We start from the raw sequence: 18,005 nt of genomic DNA, 5'->3' as shown, positions 1-18,005 counted from the left end.
CCATCGCAGGGCACCTCCCATTTTACTGAGCCGGTCCGCGCCGGGCGGCCCGCTGGGCGGTGAGGCTGCCCACGACAGAGCGTGATCCTCATCAAGTCCGAACACGGCCACGACCGGACACAGCCAAGTCCGCGCCCTCCTGTCCCGCGGCTACGCCCGGCACTAGAGTGGCACCAGCCGCCGACAGCCCGGGCGGAAGCGGATCAAAGGAGATGTTGCGTGTTTTCAAGCCCGTACCCCGACGTCGATGTTCCCAACCTCGGCATTTACGACTATCTCTTCGGCGCTCTGGCAGAGGAGGACCTGGACCGGGTCGCCGTCGTCGATGGCGCCAGCGGTGCGGAGACCACCTACCGGGCGCTGCGCGGGCAGATCGACGCCCTCGCCGGTGCCGTCGCCGCCCAGGGCCTGGGCGTGCACGGCGTGGCCGCCCTCCTGTGTCCCAACGTCCCCGCCTTTGCCACCGTCTTCCACGGCCTGCTCCGGGCAGGCGCAACGGTCACCACTATCAACGCCCAGTACACGGCGGACGAGATCGCCACCCAGCTCACCGACGCCGGCGCGGACTGGCTCTTCACCGTATCGGCGCTGCTTCCGGCCGCCCGTGAGGCCGCCGAAAGGACGGGGATCCCTGCCTCACGGCTCGTGGTGCTCGACGGCGCCGACGGCCACCCCTCGCTGGCCGACTTGCTCGCAATGGGCGCACCGGCACCTCGCGTCTCGTTCGATCCCGCCACGCATGTGGCCGTGCTGCCCTACTCTTCCGGCACCACCGGCCGGCCGAAGGGGGTCATGCTCAGCCACCGAAACCTCGTCGCCAACGTGGAACAGGCCAGGGGTCTGCTCGACGTCGGCCCCGAAGACCGGGTCCTGGCGCTGCTCCCGTTTTTTCACATCTACGGGCTGACCGTGCTGCTGAACCTCGCGCTGCGCCAGCGGGCCAGGCTTGTGACCATGCCCCGGTTCGACCTGCCCGAGTTCCTGCGGATCATCCAGGACCACCGGTGCAGCTACCTGTTCATCGCGCCTCCCGTGGCCGTGGCGCTCTCCAAGCACCCGCTCGTTGCCGAGTACGACCTCGGCTCGGTGCACACCACCCTTTCCGGCGCGGCGCCGCTGGACGGCGAACTTGGCAAGCGCCTGGCCGAACGCCTCGGCTGCCAGGTCCTGCAGGGCTACGGCATGACCGAGATGAGCCCGGTATCGCACCTCATTCCGCGCCAAAGTCGCGATGGGCTCAGGGTCCCCGTCAGTTCCGTGGGGTACACGGTGCCGAACATGCAGTGCCGCCTCGTGGACCCGGCCACGGGGGAGGAGATCCCGGTTCCCGCGGAAGGGACCAGCGCGCCGGGGCACCTGTTGTGCCGCGGGCCGAACGTGATGCTCGGCTACCTCAACCGGCCCCAGGAAACCGCGGACACCCTGGACACGGACGGCTTCCTGCGCACGGGGGACATCGCCACGGTGCGGGCGGACGGGGTGGTGACGGTCGTGGACCGGCTCAAGGAACTGATCAAGTACAACGGCTACCAGATCGCCCCGGCGGAACTGGAGGCGCTGCTCCTCACCCACCCCGGCATCGCCGACTCCGCGGTGGTCGGCTCCCTCGACGCCGACGGCCAGGAGGTGCCCAAGGCGTTCGTGGTCCGCCAGCCGGGCGCGGACGGCGATGCCTTGGACGTGGCGGGCGTCATGGACTTCGTGGCGGGCCGGGTGGCGCCGTTCAAGAAAGTCCGACAGGTCGAGTTCATCGAGGCCGTGCCGAAATCCGCCTCAGGAAAAATCCTGCGGCGGATGCTTGGGTCTGCAGGCTCAGACACCGGCCAAGCCGGCGTGCCGGCGGCGGCACCGAAGAAGCAGTAGCGCCTCAGTCGGCGTCGGTTTTGGCGATGTAGACGTCACAGGGGGCGTTGTGGGCCACGCTGTTCGCAACGCTCCCCAAGACCCGGCCGATTCCGCTCATGCGCCGGTTGCCGACCACAATCATCAAAGCACTGGTCCGTTCGGCTTCCCGGATCAGGGCCTCGGCCGGCTTGCCCCGCGCGGCGGCGTACGTGACGGTGATGTCCGGGCGGCGCAGGCCTTCCGCGACCGAGCGCGCAACCGTTTCCGCGTTGCCGGCGTCGGAAACGATCCACTGGTCACTGCCGCTGCCGAAGACCTGTGTCTTGTCGCTGTCAAAGGCGCTGACCACATGAAGTGTCGCCCCCACGGAAACTGCGAGGTCGCGCGCGGTGTGCGCCGCCCGCAGTGCAGTTTCACTGCCGTCGACGCCGACAACGATTATTCCGGTCATGGACCGCTCCTCTTTCAACGAGTAATGCTGTTTAGTGTGCCTGGCCGATCAGCTGGCCCCAGCGCGCCCCAGTCGAGGCCCCGCGTGGATCCTGCCGCTGTTCACGCTACAGGGCGGCCAGGGCTTCCCGCAGGACCGGCGCGAGCCGCCGCACACCCTCGCGGATCGATTCGGGCGGAACCGCGCTGAACGCCAGCCGGATCTTGTTCGACGAGTCGTCCGAGTTCGTAAAGGCCGCTCCCGGAATGAAGACGACGCCGGCGTCGATGGCCTTCCTCAGCAGCGGGTAAGTATCCACGCCGTCGGGCAGCGTGACCCACACGAAGAAGCCGCCCTCGGGGCGCGTCCAGGTCAGTCCCTCCGGCATGTATTCGGCCAGGGCGGCCAGCATTGCCTCGCAGCGTTCCTGGTACAGCCCACGGTACGTCTCGATCTGGCCGCGCCAGTCGTAGTCGCGCAGATAGGCCGACACCAGCATCTGGTTCAGCGTCGGCGGGCACAGGGTGACGGCCTCCGACGCCAGGTAGTACCTGCGCTGCAGGTGGGCCGGGACCAGGGCCCAGCCGATCCGCAGGCCCGGGGCGAAGATCTTGGAAAAGGACCCCATGTAGATGACGTCATCCGGGTTGGCCGCCCGCAGGGGGGTGAGCGGCTTGCCGTCGAAGCGGAGCAGGCCGTAGGGGTTGTCCTCCAGCACCAGAATATTCGCGCGACGGCATATATCCACCACGGATTGCCGGCGTTCCTCGGACAGGGTGATGCCGGACGGGTTGTTGAAGCTGGGAATGGTGTAGAGGAATTTGACGTTTTTGCCCGCGGTCTGGAGGGCCGCGATCTTTGCCTCCAGCAGATCAGGGATGATGCCGTCACCGTCCATCGGCACCGTTTCGACCTCCACCTGGTAGGCCTCGAAGGTGTTGAGGGCCCCGACATAGGTGGGGTCCTCGACGAGGACCACGTCGCCCGGATTGCAGAAAACCTTGGTGGCCACATCCTGCGCGGACTGCGAGCCGGCCGTGATGACGATGTTCGCGGGGTCGGCGTCCAGGATCCCCTCGGCCGCCATGACCTCGCAGATCTGGATGCGGAGCTCTTCAGTGCCTTGGCCGCCGCCGTACTGCAGGGCGGTCATCCCCTGCTCGGCGATGATCTTCGCGGCGGTCTGGCCCAGGCGTTCCAGCGGCAGGGACTGCAGGTAGGGGCTGCCCCCGGCGAGGGAGACGAGGCCGGGGCGCATCGAGATGTCGAAGACATCCCGGACCGCCGACTGCTTGATATTTGCTGCGCGCTCCGAGAACAGGATCTCGTGGCGGTGGGCGGACGTAGCCGCACGTTCGATTGCGTCAATGGCCTCGGCCGGAAGTACTGCTGCGGCGGCATCAAGTGTTTCGTGGGTCACAAACCCAAGGATACTACCCGTGTTGTCTTGGGGGAAACGATTGTTTCCAGACAATGCCAGGGCTGAAATCGGCGGGATGCTCCGCGCGGCCCGGGGCCCCCGGCGGCACACGGCTGCCGGGGGCCCGGGAGGTATCTGGCGCGGAGCGCGGGGTGCGGTAGCTTACGCCGCTTCCGCAGCGGGAGCCTCGGCCAGTGCGTCGAACACGCCCTTGATCTGCTCGACAACTTCGGCGTCGTCCTTGGGGTGGACCTCGGCGAAGCGGACCATCGAGCCCGGGACTGCCAGCTTGACGTTTTCGAGGACCTGGGCGCCGGCGATGCCGACGGCCTTGCGGGCCTCGTCCTGGGCCCATACGCCGCCGAACTGGCCAAAGGCGGTTCCGACAACCGCGGTGGGCTTGCCGGACAGGGCGCCTGCGCCGAAGGGGCGGGACAGCCAGTCGATGGCGTTCTTCAGCGATGCCGGGACGGTGCCGTTATGCTCCGGCGTCACCAGCAGGATGGTGTCGGCCTCGTTGGCGGCGGCCCGCAGGGCGGCGGCGGCCGCGGGCACCTGGCCTTCGACGTCGATGTCCTCGTTGTAGAAGGGGATGTTGCCCAGGCTCTCGTGAATGACCACGTCCACCTGTTCCGGGGCGTTGAGCGCGATGGCCTCGGCCAGCTGCAGGTTGGTGGAGCCGGCGCGAAGGCTGCCGACGAGAGTGAGGATGGTCTTCTTGGACATGTGTACTCCTGTGCATCACGCCGCGGGGTGATTCCGGCGGCTGGTGGATCGTGAGGCTTTGGGGGCCTTCACCCATGCTAAACGGACTGCGGTCCGGTTATATTCCGGGGCGCTAGAATCAGCGGTGTGAGCCTCATCCCGATCCGTCCCGGTGCCCAGTCCGGGGCAGGGCGCCCCGCCGCGCCCGCCGCAGAATCAGCGCGCAGCGACGCGATGCGCAACAGGGAGCTCCTGCTCTGCGCCGCCCGGGAAATCGTTGAGGAATCCAGCGTCGACGCTCTCACCATGGACCGGCTGGCGCAGCGCGCCGGAGTTGGAAAAGGGACGGTCTTCCGGCGGTTCGGCAGCCGTGCCGGGCTGATGATGGCGCTCCTTAGCGACGCCGAGGCCGAATTCCAGGGCCGGTTCATGTTTGGTCCGCCCCCGGTAGGTCCCGGCGCGCCGCCCCTGGAGCGGCTGATCGCCGTGGGCGCCGCCCGCATAGACTGGATCCTGGAATTCGGGGAGCTCGCGCGGGCCGCCGACGCCTCGGTCTACAACAGGTTCGATGTCCCGCCGGCCGTCCTCTGGCGCCGTCATCTCGAGATGCTGCTGCGCGAAGCCGGCGTGACGGCGGACCCGTGGGTCATGGCGTCGGCCCTCGGGGCGTCGCTGGAGCCGGAACTGTTGCTCCATTCCGTCGGCGTGCACGGGATTGCGCCGGAGCGCCTTGCGGACACCTGGCGGGAGCTTGTCACGCGCGTAGTGTGCGGTCCCTAGCGGCGCAGCCGGTTCCGTGGGTCAAATCCATTCCACGGAGTTATTCATAACGATCTGCAGCGAAGCCGCCGTGTCGCGGCCCGTGAGAGCCCGGCGGAGCCCGGCTAATGTGATAGCTTCCTCTGGAATGTGACCCGCAACATAGCCCACAAGGGCTCAGCCGCAAGGCATGCGGGCGGCCGGAAACCAGCTGGCCCATACTCCCGAACCGGCCGCGGAACCCGCTGCCGGATGGGGACGACGGAAGGATCGACGTTGTGAATAATCTTGCCCCCGGCACAAGCGGGCCCGCCCGTGCGGCCGCAGCCGTGACGCCCGGATCTGCTCAGGCAACGGCGATCCAGAACTAGCCGCTCCATGCTTCGATATCTCGCCAAACGCGCGCTCACGTACGTCTTCATGATCTTCCTGACCACCAGCGCCGGCTATCTCCTGGCCGTGAGCACGCTGCAGCCGGCGCTGCTGGAGCAGGAGCGGATTCCGCGGCCCACGCCCGAGCAGGTGGTCAATTCCTTCCGGCTCAAGGGGCTCGATCCCACCCTCAACCCGTGGGAGCGCTACGTCGACTGGCTCACCGCCATTCTCACCCGCTGGGACTGGGGACGGAGCCCCAACGGCGCCTTCATCAACGCCGAGTTCGGCGACCGGGTCTGGATCTCAACCCGGCTCTTCCTGGCCTCGATCATCCTGACCCTCGTGATCGGCGTCGCCCTCGGCGTCTTCACCGCAGCCCGCCAGTACAAGGCCTCGGACCGGGCCATCACCTCGTACAGCTACCTCATGTACATCGTCCCCGCCCCGATCGCCTACTTCCTGGTGCAGCTGGGCGCCATCAACATCAACGAGTCGGTCGGGGAGCGGGTCTTCTTTGTCACCGGCATCTCCACCCCGGGCCTGGACGGCGACGGCTGGGCCCAGTTCGTCGACATGCTCGCCCACTACGCCGTGCCCACGTTCGCCATCACAATTGTGGGCTGGGGCGCGTACCAGATCGCCCAGCGCCAGTATCTGCTGGACAACGTCAACGCCGACTTCGTCAGGACGGCGCGGGCCAAGGGCCTGACCCGCAACCAGGCCATCAGCCGGCACGCCCTGCGGGTGTCCTTCATCCCCGTGGCGCAGAGCATTGCGTTCACCATCCCGGCCATCTTCGCCGGCGGCTTCTTCGCCGAGAAAATCTTCGCCTGGCACGGCGTCGGGTCCTGGTCCATCGACTCGATCGCCCTGCAGGACGTCAACGCGGCCACCGCGACCCTCGCCTACGGCTCCGTCATCTTCGCGGTCGGAGCGATCCTCGCCGACTTCGCCACCACGCTCGTGGACCCGAGAGTGCGGGTGCAGTAATCATGACCAACCTCAACACGATTGACCCGGCCGCCGTCCTGGACGAAGGAAAGTTCGGCGACGACGAGGTCGTGATCGGCAAGTCGCGCATCATCCTGCGGCGCTTCCTGCGCAACCGGACAGCCGTCGCCGGCCTCGCCATCTTCCTGGCCCTGACCCTCTTCTCCTTCATCGGCGGCTTCTTCGGCAGCTGGGACAAGGAGACCATCGACCCCTTCAACATCGGCATGCCGCCCTCCGCGGAGCACCTCCTGGGCACCTCCCAGGCCGGGATCGACCTCTACGCCCTGACCGTCGAGGGCACCAGGGTCTCCATCCTGATCGGCGTCGTCGTCGGCCTCGTCTCGGTGCTGATCGCCGCCGTCTACGGCTGCACCATGGCGTTCTTCGGCCGCAAGGTGGACAAGGTCATGCTGTTCATCCTCGAAGCCCTGATCATGATGCCCGCCCTGCTGGTCGTCGCGGTGGCCACGAGCGGCGGCGCCAACGGCCTGAAGAACACCATCCCAAGCTGGCTGCTGCTCATCATCGTGCTGCTGGTCTTCAGCTGGATGGGGACCGCACGCCTCATCAGGTCCCTGTCGCTTTCCCTCATGCAGCGTGACTTCGTCAAAGCCTCCCAGTACATGGGCATCCCGCCGCACCGGATCGTCTGGCGCCACCTCGTGCCGAACATCGGCTCCCTGCTGGTCCTGGAAGTCACCCGCGGCGTCACCGGCGCCATCCTCGCCGAGGTCGCGTTCTCCTTCATCGGCATCGGCATCAAGGTCCCCGACGTGAGCCTGGGCGTCCTGATCGGCCAGTCGACCTCCCAGGTTTCCACCTTTCCGTGGATGTTCTGGGCGCCCCTGATCGTAATGTTCCTGCTGACCGGCTCGCTCGCCATGATGAACGACGGCCTCCGCGACGCGTTCGACCCCAGCTCCAGCTCCGTTGGCCGCGCCAAGAGGAGCAAGGCCACTGGCAGCGCCACCGGCAACGCCACCGGCGGCGCCACCGGCAAGAAACAGAAGAAGAGCAAATGACCAGCAACACCACCGCACGGGACACCGCCCAAGGCACCGCCGAGCGCCTCCACGCCGCCGGGCTGCACGCCCCCGCCAGCGCGGTCCTCTCCGTCCGGGACCTCAACGTCCGCTTCAACACGGAAAACGGCGTGGTGCACGCGGTCCGCGGCGTCGACTTCGACGTGATGCCCGGCAAGACGCTGGGCGTCGTGGGCGAGTCCGGCTCCGGCAAATCGGTCACGTCCATGGCGATCATGGGCCTGCTGCCCCCGACGGCGGAAATCACCGGTTCCGTCCGGCTGCAGGGCAAGGAGCTCCTGGGGCTCAGCGACAAGGCCATGTGCCGCCACCGCGGCAGCGACCTCGCCATGGTGTTCCAGGACCCGCTGTCCTCCCTGACCCCGGTCTACACGGTCGGCACCCAGATCATCGAGGCCCTGACCGTCCACAACCCGACCATGAGCAAGCAGGCCAAGGAGACCCGCGCCGTCGAACTCCTGGGGTTGGTCGGCATCCCCAGCCCGAAGGACCGGCTCAAGGCCTTCCCGCACGAGTTCTCCGGCGGCATGCGCCAGCGCGTCATGATCGCCATCGCGATCGCCAACAACCCGCGGGTTCTGATCGCCGATGAGCCGACGACGGCGCTGGACGTCACGATCCAGGCGCAGGTCCTCGAGGTGCTCCACGCCGCCCAGGAGGAGACCGGCGCCGCCGTCGTCATGATCACGCACGACCTCGGCGTGGTCGCCGGCATGGCGGACGACATCATGGTGATGTACGCCGGCAGGCCGGTGGAGACCGGCAGCGTCGATGACATCTACTACAGCCCGCGGATGCCCTACACGATGGGCCTGCTCGGTGCGGTCCCGCGCGTGGACGTCGCGGAAAAATCGTCGCTGGTGCCGATCGACGGCATCCCCCCGAACCTCACTCAGCCGCCCACAGGCTGTTCGTTCGCGCCGCGGTGCCCGCTGGCCAGCGAGGCCTGCCTCGACGGCGAACCGGACCTTCGGGCGGTGGCGCCCGGCACCGGGCACAGCGCCGCGTGCATCAAGAGCGAGGCCCTCGCCGACGTCGATGTCCATACGGTCTTCGCCGTCCCGGCCGTGCCGGTATCCCGCTTTGACAGCCTTCCCCGGCACGAACGCAAGACTGTCCTGGAACTCCGCGACGTCAGGAAGCACTTTCCGCTGATGAAGGGCGCCCTGATCAAGCGCAGGATCGGCACGGTGAAGGCCGTGGACGGGCTGAGCTTCGATATCCGCGAGGGCGAGTGCTTCTCGATCGTGGGGGAGTCGGGCTGCGGAAAGACCACCACCCTGCTGGAAATCATGGAATTCCACAAGGACCAGGACGGCGAGGTGGTGATCGGCGGGCTGAGCAACAAGCAGGCCGCGGACGCCCGGGCCAAGAGCGCCATGCGCAAGGAACTGCAGATGGTGTTCCAGGATCCCACCGGGGCACTGGATCCGCGCTTCACCGTCTACGAGGTCCTGGCCGAGCCGATGGAAAACCTGGGCATGCCCAAGGCTGCCATCCGGAAGCGGATCATGGAGCTCATGGAGCTGGTGGGCCTGCAGGCGGACCACGTCAACCGGTTCCCCAACCAGTTCTCCGGCGGCCAGCGCCAGCGCATCGGCATTGCCCGCGCCCTCGCGGTGAACCCCCGGCTGGTGGTCCTGGATGAGCCCGTCTCCGCCCTCGACGTATCGGTGCAGGCCGGCGTCATCAACCTCCTGGACAAGCTCCGTGCCGAACTCGGCCTCAGCTACCTCATGGTGGCCCATGACCTCTCCGTGGTCCGGCACATCTCCAACCGCGTTGCCGTCATGTACCTGGGCAAGATCGTGGAGATCGGCGACGTCGATGCCGTCTTCGACAACCCCCGCCATCCCTATACCCGTGCCCTGCTCTCCGCGATCCCGGTACCGGATCCGGAGCTGGAGCGGACCCGCGAGCGGATCATCCTCCAGGGCGACCTGCCCTCGCCGCTGGAAGCGCCGGCAGGCTGCAACTTCGCCACCCGCTGTCCCGTGTTCGCGGCCCTGCCGCCGGCCAGGCAGGAGAAGTGCCTGACCCTGGAGCCGGCCCTCGAAGCGTCCGCCACCGACCAGCAGTTCGCCTGCTTCTACCCGGACGGCGAACTGGACGCGGACATGGTCGTTGTCCACGAAAACCACTGAATCACCGGACCAGCACACCACCCGAGAACCCACGCATCACACTCGCATGAAAAAAATGAAGGGGATCACATGAAAAATCGGACCAGGATCGGCGGCCTCACGGCCGTCGTGGCGGCCCTCGCGCTGACCGCTTGCGGCAGCGGTGGCGCCTCAACCACCGCCCAGAGCGCCAAGGCACAGGATGCCTCCGGCGACCTGAGCAAGCTGGTCAGCGTCAACGCCAAGAAGGCCGCCGACCTGCAGCAGGGCGGTACCGTAACACTGCCCCTGGGCAACATCGGACCGGACTTCAACGGCTTCTCCAACGCGGGCAACTCAGCGGACAACACTGAACTGCACTACCCGATCGACGAGGCCGGCTACGTGGGCTGCTGGAAGCTGGACTTCGACGGCACCGCTAACCTCAACAAGAACTTCTGCGAAGACTTCAAGAGCGAGGTCAAAGGTGGCAAGCAGACCATCACCATCAAGATCAACCCGAAGGCCGCCTACAACGACGGCACCCCGATCAACGCCGCCACGTTCGAGAACACGTGGAAGATGCTCAATGGCCAGAACAAGGACATCGACATCGTCAGCTCCGGCGCCTACGAGTTCATCGACTCCGTCAAGGCGGGAAGCAGCGACAAGGAAGTCGTTGTCACCACCACACAGCCGGTGTACCCGCTCAGTGACATGTTCGGCGGCTTCATCCCGCAGACCGTGAACACTCCCGAAATCTTCAACACCGGCTTCACGGGCGAACTGCACCCCGAGTGGATGGCAGGCCCGTTCAAGGTCGACAAGTTTGACTCCGCCGCGAAGACTGTCTCCCTCGTGCCGAATGACAAGTGGTGGGGCGAGAAGCCGGTCCTGGACAAGGTGATCTTCCGCCAGCTGGAGGCCAGCGCCGAGATCGCCGCCTTCAAGAACGGCGAGATCGACATGGCCGACGGCCGCACGCTGACGAAGTACAAGCAGCTCGAAGGCACGAAGAACTCCGAGGTCCGCCGCGGTCAGCGCCTCTTCGCTGGCGGCCTGAACCTCAACGCCCTCAAGGCCCCGCTCACCGACGTCGCAGTCCGCAAGGCAATTTTCACCGCCGTGGACCGTCCTGCCATCCGCGCCGTCCGCTTTGGCGGACTGAACTGGGAAGAGAACAGCTCGGGCTCGATGATGCTGATGCCGTTCTCGAAGTACTACCAGGACAACTACCCGGTCAAGGAAACCGGCGCCGACGCGGCCAAGAAGGTCCTGACCGAGGCCGGCTACAAGGCCAACGCCAAGGGCATCATGGAAAAGGACGGCGTCCCGGCGTCGTTCAAGATCACCAACTTCGGTGACGACCCCACCGGCCTCGCCACCGTGCAGACGCTGCAGAAGCAGCTTCAGGCGGCCGGCATGGACGTTGGCATCGACCAGCGCGGTGACGCCGACTTCGGCAAGGTGGTTGGCAGCCGCGACTTCCAGCTCACCATCAGCGGCTACACGGTAGGCGCCGACGCCACCTCCGGCGTGAAGCAGTTCTACGATTCCAAGACCAACGAGAACGAACTCGGCGACGCCGAACTGGACAAGGCCATCAAGGACCTCGCGTCCATCCAGGATGACGCCCAGCGCAACAAGGCCGCCATGGACGTCGAGAAGAAGCACATGGAGAAGTACTTCTCGATGGGCGTCATCATGAACGGCCCGCAGATCTACTTCGCCCGCACCGGCCTGGCCAACTACGGTGCAGCCCTGTTCCAGACCCCGGACTGGAGCGTCGTCGGCTGGCAGAAGAGCTAGTTCTGACAAGCACCACGCACTAACAAGCAGCACGGCCGAGGCCGGTGCCCCCGGAACCATCCGGGCGGCACCGGCCTCGTTCGATTAGGCCCTGATGGACAGGCGCCCCGGTGCATGCCCAGCCGGTAGCCTTGGCACCATGAGCAACGATTCAACCCGGCCTGTCCGCACGGCCGTCGCCGGCTTTGGCCTCTCGGGCAGCGTCTTCCACGCGCCCTTGCTCGCCGCCGACCCCGCCTTTTCCCTGGACATGATCTCCACGTCCGACGCCGGCCGGCAGTCCGCCGCGTCCGCCCGGTACCCCGGCGCCCGGATTGTGGACACCCCGGCCGATATCCTGGAGCTCGCCGGCGAACTGGACCTGCTGGTGCTCGGCACGCCGCCCGCCACCCACTACCCACTCGCGAAAGCGGCGCTGGAAGCCGGACTCGACGTCGTCGTCGACAAGCCTTTCGCTGCCAGCAGCGCCGAGGGGCAGGAGCTCATCGACCTGGCCGGGCGGCTGGGCCGGGTGCTCACGGTGTTCCAGAACCGGCGCTGGGACGGCGACTTCCTCACCGTTAAGGCCCTCATGGACACCGGAGCCTTCGGCACCGTGAGCCGCTTTGAGTCCCGCTTCGAGCGGTGGTCGCCCGACGTCCCCAAAGCATGGAAGGCGGCCGCAACGGCGGACGACGGCGGCGGGGTGCTGTTTGACCTCGGCACCCACCTGCTGGACCAGGCCGTACAGCTTTTTGGGCCGGCCACGGTCATTCACGCGGAACTGGCGGCCCGGCGGCCCGGAGCCAAGGCGGACGACGACGTTTTCGTGGTCCTGCGGCACAGCTCCGGGGTGACCAGCCACCTGTGGATGAACATGCTGTGCGCCCAGCAGGGCCCGCGCTACCGCATCCTGGGCAGCGAGGGCGGTTTCACCAAGCACGGCGTGGACCCGCAGGAGCCGTACATCCTGGCCGGCGGAAGCCCGCTGGATGCCGACTACGGCGTGGAAGATCCGGACTGGGCCGGGCTGCTGGGGCGCGACGGGCACCTGGACCGGCTGCCCACCGAACGCGGCGCCTACCCCGAGTTCTACCGGATCCTGGCCGCCAAGATCGCCGACGGCGGCGCCGGCTCGGCGCTGCCAGTCCCCGTCGACCCCGCGGGCCCGCTCCAGGTGCTGCAGCTGATCGAGCAGGCACGGTCCCTCGCCTAGGTTCTCGGCACGGTGCGGGCTTAAACAGCCATCGGCTGCTCTGCAACTGCCGTTCTGGGGGTCCAAAAGGGCGGTTGCCGAGCAGCCGATGAAGTGCCGCTACGCGGAGATGTGTTGGTTACACGGTGCTGGCTACGCGGAGACCAGCTCGTGCCAGTCGGCGATGAGGGGCAGGTTGTGCGCCTCGGAGACCGAGCGGTGGGCAACCTTGCCGCCGGCGATGTTCAGGCCGGCGGCCAGGGCGGCGTCGCGCTCAAACGCAGCCTTGACGCCCAGGTTCGCCAGTGAGACGGCGTAGCGCAGGGTGACGTTGGTCAGCGCGTACGTGGAGGTGTTCGGGACGGCGCCGGGCATGTTGGCGACGCAGTAGAAGATCGTGTTGTGGACCTTGTACGTCGGTTCCTGGTGCGTGGTGGGGTGCGTGTCCTCGAAGCAGCCGCCCTGGTCCACGGCGATGTCCACCAGCACGGAGCCGGGCTTCATCCGGGACACGAGCTCGTTGGTGACGAGCTTCGGTGCCTTGGCGCCCGGGATCAGGACCGAACCGATCACGAGGTCGGCGTCGACCACGGACTTCTCGATCTCGTAGGAGTTGGACGCGACGGTCTTCAGGCGGCCCTGGTACTGGGCGTCCAGTTCGCGCAGGCGGTTGATGTTGATGTCCAGGATGGTGACGTCGGCACCCAGGCCCAGGGCCATGGCGGCGGCGTTGGTGCCGGCAACACCGGCGCCGAGGACAACGACCTTGGCCGGACGGACGCCCGGGACGCCGCCGAGCAGCACACCCTTGCCGCCTGCCGGGGCCATCAGGGACGTGGCGCCGACCTGTACGGACAGCCGGCCGGCAACCTCGGACATCGGGGCCAGCAGCGGCAGGGACCTGCCCTCCTGGACGGTCTCGTAGGCGATGGCGGTGACGCCGGAGTTGATCAGGGCCTGGGTCAGTTCCGGTTCGGCGGCCAGGTGCAGGTAGGTGAAGAGGATCAGGCCCTTGCGGAAGCGGTGGTATTCGGCCTTGACCGGTTCCTTGACCTTCAGCACCATGTCCGCGCGGCCCCAGACGTCGTCGGCTTCGGCGACGATCTCGGCACCGGCGATCGCGTATTCCTCATCCGTGATGCCGGAGCCCAGGCCCGCGCCGCGCTCGACGAGGACCTCGTGGCCGTGGGTCCGGAATTCATGGACGCCGGCCGCCGTGATGGCGACGCGGAACTCGTTGTTCTTGATCTCTTTGGGTACGCCGATGATCATTTGTTAGCTCCAGTAGCTGGTGGCCTCGTGGGCCTGGATGAGCGGGGGATTCGTACTTCCAGAATAAATCCCGCTGTGAGGCACGCGACAGGTGCCGCCGCCGGGGATTGGGCGCCCGCCGCGTCATTCCGGGGTTTTTCAAAACCTGGGATAGACATTTGTCGAGGGCGCAGACGTCAGGTGTCGGCTCGTGTCCGTCCCGGATGCATTCGCAGTGCGGCGGGCGGGGGCAGTAGTCTGGCAGGATGCAGCAGCAGGACGTGGAGCAGCTCGTGGAGCAGGTGGCGCAGCGGCTGGGCCGCGGCCTCTCCCTCGAGGACCTCGACGGTCTGCTCCTCGCCTACAGCTCCAACCAATCCCATGCGGACCGCGTCCGGGTGAACTTCCTGCTCAGCAAGCGGGTCCCCGTGGATGTCATCGCGTGGCAGCTCTCCCACGGGATCGCGACGGCGGTCCGGCCGGTCGTCGTGCCGGCCAACGCGGACCTCGGCATGCTCGGGCGCGTGTGCGTGCCGCTGTTGGTCCGGGGCTTCCGGGTGGGGTACCTGTGGGTCCAGCTCGACGCCGGGGAACCCAGCGCTGCGACCGTCCTGGGTCAGCTGCCGGACGTGGCGCCGGAGCTGGAGCAGCTGTCCTCCCTGCTGCTGGATTCCAACACGGCGGAGTCCGAGTTCCGGCGCCGGCGCGAGCAGGAGTTCCTGGCCGCGTGCGCCGGGGAGGCCAACGCGGCGGCGGCCGTCGCGGGCTGGAAAGAGGTCCAGGGCAAGGGGCCCTGGCAGCTGGTGACCGTCCTGGACGCGGATGGCTGGGCCGGGGGCTCGGATCCCATCGCCGACACGCTTATTCACCGCTCCGCGGCGCTGCAGGCGACCATCGGGGTGGACGCCGCACTGTTCAGCGCCGGCACGGAGACCCACGCGGTGGTGCTCTTCAAGGAATCCACGGGACGCGCCGACCATGCCCAGGTGCTGGTTCACTACCAGCTCGAGCTCGCCAAACGCTCCGGGCGCACGGTCCGGCGGATCATCCTGGGCACGTCCGAGGGATTCGCCAAGCCCCGGGAACTGGCCGAGGCCTACCGGCAGTCCCGGCAGGCGGCCCAGGCCGCGGCGGTGGATCCCCAGCTGGGCGAGCTCGTCGATTGCCAGGCCACTGGCGTCTACCAGCTCCTGGCCTCGGCCGGCGGCGGCGCGGGGGCCTGGGCAGACGCGGGTTCCGTGTATTTCCGCCTCCTCGAGGACCATGACCGCAACCACGAGCTGCTGCCCGTGCTGGAGCTGTTCTACGACAACGACGGCTCGGTCCAGGAGGTTGCGGCCAAGCTGCACCTGCACCGGAGCAGCATTTACAACCGGCTCGGCCGGATACGCCAGCTGCTGGGCGTGGACCCGTTGAAGGGAATGGTGCGGCTGGAACTGCATGCCGGGCTCAAGGCGCGGCGCTGGGCTGGCCGGCCCAGAATCTAGCGGCGCGCTTAGCCCTCGCGCTTGGAGGGGTCGGCGTCGAGGGCCGGCTTCGCATCGTGGCCAGCGTCCTGGCCAAGGTCCTGGCCGGGGCCGGCGATGCCGGCGGCACTCCGGCGGCGGGAAATCCGGCTGTCCACCCAGAGCGACACCGCTACGAAAGCGACGCCGCTGGACAAATACGTGGCGGTGTTGTTCAGGCCCATCGCGGTTCCGAAGATGCCAGCGAGCAGCATGGCGGCGATCCCTGCCACGATGTGCCACCCTCTGAATTTACCCACATTCCAAGCTTAACCCGCGGGATATCGGTGCTTCCGCGCCGGACAGGGATCGTTGCTTGATCCTTATCACTGCTTCATGAAGCACCGGCAGCCTCGTCATCCTGGCCGGCCGGCGTCCCGGCGCCCGCACCATTCTTCTTCTGCGTTTCGAGCCACGCCATGATGTCGGCCAGCCGGATCCGGCGGTGCGTTCCGCGGTACTCCACCGGGATCTCGCCGCGGTCGGTCATGTTCCGCAGATATGTGTGCGAGATTCCCGCAAGCTCCGCGGCCCGGGACGTCGTCAGCATTTCCTCGACGCTGCTGACCGTCACGGCGTCGCCGCGGCTGAAGCGGCCCAGCAGATCGACGACGGCGTCCCGCGCCGCGGGCGGCAGCCGGTGGACGGTGCCGTCCACGAACACCGTAATGTCGTGGCTGCCGTCGAGGGCGTACCTGAGGTTCTGCGCATCCTCGGCCGGGAGGCCGGCCGTCACCCGGGGGGCTATCAGTGCCATGAGTGCATCCTAGCGGCAGCCGCTACAGCCCAAGGTCCTCCAGGACCGGCAGTTTTGCCCGCACCCACGCCCGGGCCTCCGTAGCGCTCGGCGCGGACAAGGCCAGCTTGGCCAGCTCCCGCGCTTCGGCCAGGGTGACGGTCTTCAGCACGGCGGCGACGGCCGCGATGGAACGCGCCGTCATGGACAGTGTGGTGACGCCCAGCCCCGTGAGGACGACGGCGAGGGCAGGGTCCGCCGCGGCCTCACCGCACACGCCCACCGGCTTGTTGTGGCCCTCGGCCGCGGAACCTTCCACGGTCAGGCCCACGAGCCGCAGTACTGCCGGCTGCCAGGGGGTGTTCAGGGCGGCCAGCGGGCCGAGCTGGCGGTCGGCTGCCATGGCGTACTGGGTGAGGTCATTGGTGCCCAGGCTGGCGAAGCCGACCTCGCGGAGGATGGCCTCGGCCGTCAGCGCCGCGGACGGGACCTCCACCATGACGCCGGGCGTCTTGATTCCTGCCGCAGTGCACAGCGAGGCAAAGCGGGCCGCTTCCTCAGCGGTGGAAATCATCGGGGCCATCACCCAGACGTCGGCCTCGGATGCTTTCTCCGCCAGGGCAATGGCCTGCAGCTGGCGCTCCAGCACCCCCGGCGTGGTGAAATCGGTCCGGTAGCCGCGGACGCCCAGGGCCGGGTTGGGCTCGGTGGCGTCGGTCAGGAACGGCAGCGGCTTGTCCGCGCCGGCGTCGAGCGTGCGGAGCACCACTTTCTTGCCCGGGAAGGCGTCGAAGACGCCCTGGTAGGCGGCGGCCTGCTCCTCCACGGTCGGTTCGGTGTCCCGCTCCAGGAAGCAGAATTCGGTCCGGAACAGTCCCACGCCCTGGGCGTTCAGGCCGGCCGCGGCCACGGCGTCCTTGGCGCCGCCGACGTTGGCCAGGAGCGGCACGAGGTGGCCGTCCGCCGTCGTGCCGGTCCCGTCGAAGGCGGCGAGCAGTGAGGCGGTGGCGGCCCAGTGGGCTGCGGCCGCGCGCTGGGACTCGTCGGGGTTCGCGGTGATGAGGCCAGCCGCACCGTCCACGTACACCTCGGTGCCGTCGGCGAGCTCGTCGACTCCGGCTGCGGCGACCACGGCAGGCAGGCCCAGCGAGCGGGCAATGATCGCCGTGTGGGACTGCGGACCGCCGCCGGCGGTGACCAGGGCCAGGATCTTCTCCGGATCCAGGGTGGCGGTATCGGCCGGGGCCAGGTCCTCGGCGATGAGGATGAACGGGGTGGAGGACACGGGAATGCCCGGCGCGGAGACTCCGCGCAGTTCCGCCACGATCCGGGAGCGGACATCCAGGACGTCCGTGGCGCGCTCGGCCATGTAGCCGCCCAGGTTGTGCAGCATCTCCGAGACCGAGGCGCCGGCTTCCCAGATTGCACGCTGCCCGGAGGTGCCGCGGCCGATCAGTTTGGCGGCGGATTTGAGCAGCATGGTGTCAGTGGCCATGAGGGCCGTGGCCTCGAGAACGGCCTTGCCGTCGCCCGAGACGGTCTCGGAGCGGGCCTTCAGTTCGTCGTGGACGGATTTCGCCGCGGCCTTCAGCGCCGCCGTCGCGTCCTCCGCCGTGACGCCGGCGGGAAGCTGCTCTCCGGCAGGCGGTTCGCTGATCGGTTTGGGCATCTGCCGGACGGTGCCGATGATGCGGCCGGGGCTAACGCCTACTCCTGGGAAGTTCTGCACTGAAGGTCCTCATATTCTGTCGTAGGCCAGTGGCCATTAAGCCGGTAAACCAGGTGCCGCAGCGACCCTGCTGATCATTTGCGCCCGCGGCTGACGGCTACGGCAGCGGGCGGGTCACGGCACCTGAAA

15 protein-coding genes are annotated in these 18,005 nt (G+C 67.7%); 8 read left to right on the top strand and 7 right to left on the bottom strand.

Features of this window, described 5'->3' with window-relative positions:
• Nucleotides 1-219: 219 nt before the first annotated feature.
• Nucleotides 220-1,863 carry an AMP-binding protein gene (locus AC1DRO_RS16300; protein ID WP_476951626.1) on the top strand — a complete coding sequence of 548 codons (1,644 nt, stop codon included), beginning with the start codon at nt 220-222 and terminating at the stop codon, nt 1,861-1,863.
• A gap of 4 nt (nt 1,864-1,867) precedes the next feature.
• Here AC1DRO_RS16300 and AC1DRO_RS16295 read toward each other — a convergent pair whose 3' ends face one another.
• The 3 genes from AC1DRO_RS16295 to AC1DRO_RS16285 form a co-directional block, all read right to left on the bottom strand.
• Nucleotides 1,868-2,296, bottom strand: a complete 429-nt coding sequence (locus tag AC1DRO_RS16295) for a universal stress protein (protein WP_223914942.1) — start codon at nt 2,294-2,296, stop codon at nt 1,868-1,870.
• Between the two features lie 106 nt (nt 2,297-2,402).
• Nucleotides 2,403-3,695 carry an aminotransferase-like domain-containing protein gene (locus AC1DRO_RS16290; RefSeq protein WP_476951625.1) on the bottom strand — a complete coding sequence of 431 codons (1,293 nt, stop codon included), beginning with the start codon at nt 3,693-3,695 and terminating at the stop codon, nt 2,403-2,405.
• A 162-nt stretch (nt 3,696-3,857) separates the two neighbouring features.
• Nucleotides 3,858-4,421, bottom strand: a complete 564-nt coding sequence (locus AC1DRO_RS16285; RefSeq protein WP_018775397.1) for an NAD(P)H-dependent oxidoreductase — start codon at nt 4,419-4,421, stop codon at nt 3,858-3,860.
• 126 nt (nt 4,422-4,547) lie between these two features.
• Here AC1DRO_RS16285 and AC1DRO_RS16280 point away from each other — a divergent pair, with 126 nt between their 5' ends.
• From AC1DRO_RS16280 to AC1DRO_RS16255, 6 genes are all read left to right on the top strand, one after another.
• Complete coding sequence (locus AC1DRO_RS16280; protein WP_476951624.1) at nt 4,548-5,180, top strand: TetR/AcrR family transcriptional regulator; 633 nt, start codon at nt 4,548-4,550, stop codon at nt 5,178-5,180.
• A 357-nt stretch (nt 5,181-5,537) separates the two neighbouring features.
• Nucleotides 5,538-6,524 carry an ABC transporter permease gene (locus AC1DRO_RS16275; RefSeq protein ID WP_028277582.1) on the top strand — a complete coding sequence of 329 codons (987 nt, stop codon included), beginning with the start codon at nt 5,538-5,540 and terminating at the stop codon, nt 6,522-6,524.
• 2 nt (nt 6,525-6,526) lie between these two features.
• Nucleotides 6,527-7,549 (top strand): ABC transporter permease, encoded by a 1,023-nt coding sequence (locus tag AC1DRO_RS16270; protein WP_476951623.1) that lies wholly within the window; start codon nt 6,527-6,529, stop codon nt 7,547-7,549.
• On the top strand, nt 7,546-9,714 hold the full coding sequence (locus AC1DRO_RS16265) for a dipeptide ABC transporter ATP-binding protein (RefSeq protein ID WP_476951622.1): 2,169 nt from the start codon (nt 7,546-7,548) through the stop codon (nt 9,712-9,714). The genes AC1DRO_RS16270 and AC1DRO_RS16265 overlap by 4 nt, the downstream gene beginning before the upstream one ends.
• A gap of 69 nt (nt 9,715-9,783) precedes the next feature.
• Nucleotides 9,784-11,481 (top strand): ABC transporter family substrate-binding protein, encoded by a 1,698-nt coding sequence (locus AC1DRO_RS16260; protein WP_476951621.1) that lies wholly within the window; start codon nt 9,784-9,786, stop codon nt 11,479-11,481.
• A gap of 139 nt (nt 11,482-11,620) precedes the next feature.
• Nucleotides 11,621-12,676 carry a Gfo/Idh/MocA family protein gene (locus AC1DRO_RS16255; RefSeq protein ID WP_476951620.1) on the top strand — a complete coding sequence of 352 codons (1,056 nt, stop codon included), beginning with the start codon at nt 11,621-11,623 and terminating at the stop codon, nt 12,674-12,676.
• A gap of 132 nt (nt 12,677-12,808) precedes the next feature.
• Here AC1DRO_RS16255 and ald read toward each other — a convergent pair whose 3' ends face one another.
• The gene (gene ald, locus AC1DRO_RS16250; protein ID WP_476951619.1) at nt 12,809-13,927 is read right to left on the bottom strand and encodes an alanine dehydrogenase; all 1,119 of its coding nucleotides are present in this window, start codon (nt 13,925-13,927) and stop codon (nt 12,809-12,811) included.
• Nucleotides 13,928-14,172: 245 nt separating this feature from the next.
• Here ald and AC1DRO_RS16245 point away from each other — a divergent pair, with 245 nt between their 5' ends.
• The gene (locus AC1DRO_RS16245) at nt 14,173-15,393 is read left to right on the top strand and encodes a PucR family transcriptional regulator (protein ID WP_476951618.1); all 1,221 of its coding nucleotides are present in this window, start codon (nt 14,173-14,175) and stop codon (nt 15,391-15,393) included.
• Between the two features lie 8 nt (nt 15,394-15,401).
• Here AC1DRO_RS16245 and AC1DRO_RS16240 read toward each other — a convergent pair whose 3' ends face one another.
• The 3 genes from AC1DRO_RS16240 to ptsP form a co-directional block, all read right to left on the bottom strand.
• A complete protein-coding gene (locus AC1DRO_RS16240) occupies nt 15,402-15,671 on the bottom strand; it encodes a hypothetical protein (RefSeq protein WP_476951617.1) in 270 nt (89 codons plus the stop codon).
• Between the two features lie 74 nt (nt 15,672-15,745).
• Nucleotides 15,746-16,168: a helix-turn-helix domain-containing protein gene (locus tag AC1DRO_RS16235; RefSeq protein ID WP_476951616.1), complete on the bottom strand. Its 423-nt coding sequence runs from the start codon at nt 16,166-16,168 to the stop codon at nt 15,746-15,748.
• Between the two features lie 22 nt (nt 16,169-16,190).
• Nucleotides 16,191-17,876 carry a phosphoenolpyruvate--protein phosphotransferase gene (gene ptsP / locus AC1DRO_RS16230; RefSeq protein ID WP_476951615.1) on the bottom strand — a complete coding sequence of 562 codons (1,686 nt, stop codon included), beginning with the start codon at nt 17,874-17,876 and terminating at the stop codon, nt 16,191-16,193.
• Nucleotides 17,877-18,005: the final 129 nt, after the last annotated feature.

The organism is Arthrobacter sp. P4_F11 (genome assembly GCF_056401395.1).
This window is presented reverse-complemented; position numbering and strand designations above follow the sequence as displayed.

What these genes read in the sequence shown, in the direction of transcription:
- AC1DRO_RS16295 (WP_223914942.1), bottom strand. Translation starts at nt 2,296, where the DNA reads ATGACCGGAATAATCGTTGTCGGCGTCGACGGCAGTGAAACTGCACTG.
- AC1DRO_RS16285 (WP_018775397.1), bottom strand. Translation starts at nt 4,421, where the DNA reads ATGTCCAAGAAGACCATCCTCACTCTCGTCGGCAGCCTTCGCGCCGGC.
- AC1DRO_RS16275 (WP_028277582.1), top strand. Translation starts at nt 5,538, where the DNA reads ATGCTTCGATATCTCGCCAAACGCGCGCTCACGTACGTCTTCATGATC.
- AC1DRO_RS16270 (WP_476951623.1), top strand. Translation starts at nt 6,527, where the DNA reads ATGACCAACCTCAACACGATTGACCCGGCCGCCGTCCTGGACGAAGGA.
- AC1DRO_RS16265 (WP_476951622.1), top strand. Translation starts at nt 7,546, where the DNA reads ATGACCAGCAACACCACCGCACGGGACACCGCCCAAGGCACCGCCGAG.
- AC1DRO_RS16260 (WP_476951621.1), top strand. Translation starts at nt 9,784, where the DNA reads ATGAAAAATCGGACCAGGATCGGCGGCCTCACGGCCGTCGTGGCGGCC.
- AC1DRO_RS16255 (WP_476951620.1), top strand. Translation starts at nt 11,621, where the DNA reads ATGAGCAACGATTCAACCCGGCCTGTCCGCACGGCCGTCGCCGGCTTT.
- ald (WP_476951619.1), bottom strand. Translation starts at nt 13,927, where the DNA reads ATGATCATCGGCGTACCCAAAGAGATCAAGAACAACGAGTTCCGCGTC.
- AC1DRO_RS16245 (WP_476951618.1), top strand. Translation starts at nt 14,173, where the DNA reads ATGCAGCAGCAGGACGTGGAGCAGCTCGTGGAGCAGGTGGCGCAGCGG.
- AC1DRO_RS16235 (WP_476951616.1), bottom strand. Translation starts at nt 16,168, where the DNA reads ATGGCACTGATAGCCCCCCGGGTGACGGCCGGCCTCCCGGCCGAGGAT.